Source organism: Streptomyces hainanensis (assembly GCF_004348415.1).
GTDB lineage: Bacteria > Actinomycetota > Actinomycetes > Streptomycetales > Streptomycetaceae > Streptomyces > Streptomyces hainanensis.
In genome coordinates, this window is the sequence record NZ_SMKI01000892.1 from 1 (window position 1) to 786 (window position 786).

1 protein-coding gene is annotated in these 786 nt (G+C 76.1%); it reads left to right on the forward strand.

Annotation, left to right across the window (positions count from 1 at the left end):
- Window positions 1–91: 91 nt before the first annotated feature.
- Window positions 92–786 (forward strand): ABC transporter substrate-binding protein (locus E1283_RS36675; RefSeq protein ID WP_243745360.1); only part of this gene is annotated, 695 nt, incomplete at its 3' end.

Genomic DNA, 786 nt, shown 5'->3' on the forward strand with positions numbered 1-786 from the left:
CCGCTCCCGCCGCTCCGCCGCCGACGCCGGCCGCCGCACCACGCTCCCTACCGCCCCCTGACGTTCGTTCGACCCGTCCCGGAGGCCTTCCATGCGAAGAACGCTACCCAGGCCACCGCTCCTCGCGGTGGCACTCGCCGTCACCCTGGCCCCGTTGACCGGCTGCCTCGCCGCGCGCGGCGCCGACGGCTCCGCCACCGACACCGTCGACGCCGCCCTCGGCACCGACCCGTCCACCTTCGATCCCGCGCTGGGCTCGGCGAGCGACGACTACACCGCCGACCGACTGCTCTACGACACCCTCACCCGCCGCGACAGCGAAGGGCTCGCCGCCGGCCTCGCCACCGACTGGGAGGCCGTCTCCGCCGCCGAGTTCGTCTTCACCATCCGCTCCGGCGCCACCTGCGCCGACGGCACCCCGATCACCCCGACCGTCGTCGCGAACTCCCTCACCCGCTTCGCCGACCCGGACACCGGATCCCCGGGCCGCACCCTCGCCCTGGGGCGGGGCGAGGCCACCTTCACCCCCGACGACGCCGCCGGCACCGTCACGGCCGAACTCACCGAGGACTGGGCCGACCTGCCCATCGGGCTCTCCCTGCCGCAGACCGGCGTCGTGTGCCCGGCCGGCCTCGCCGACCCCGAGGGGCTGGCCGCCGGCAGTGTCCGGGGCGCCTTCTCCGGCCCCTACACCCTGGCCCGCGCCACGCCCGCCGTCTCCTACGAGTTCGCGCTGCGCGAGGAGTACGACGCCTGGCCCGACCTCGCCGAACCCCTCACCGGCAC